The 378-nt window shown below is 59.8% G+C and carries 1 protein-coding gene; it reads left to right on the forward strand.

What is annotated here, in order from left to right; translation table 11 throughout:
* The coding region (locus tag ACYPYD_RS27160; RefSeq protein WP_459666891.1) for an IS110 family transposase at positions 1–378 on the forward strand (378 nt) is incomplete at both ends.

Raw genomic sequence — 378 nt, forward strand, 5'->3', positions numbered from 1 at the left:
CATGACGGTGATGGCGACAAAGGCAGATTATGATCGCCTGGCCACGGATCTTAGCGACATCGGGCGTCCGATCATCGTCGGCTTCGAGGCTACTGGTAACTACCATCGCACGCTGGCGCATCACCTGCTGTCCGCCGGCTTCGAGTTGCGCTTGATCTCGTCCGTTGCCTTGGCTCGAACGCGCGAGGCTCTGCACAATGGCTGGGACAAGAACGATTCCAAGGATGCGCAAGTGATCCTGCACATGCTGCGGATTGGCGCCACCCAGCGATACGTCGATCCGCTCGCCGCCGGGATCAACGACCTGCAGGAGATGTCGAAAACGCACGAGGCGATCTCCAAGGCTAAGACGCAGACATGGCATCGCATCCTGACCCA

The organism is Novosphingobium sp. 11B, from assembly GCF_054589055.1.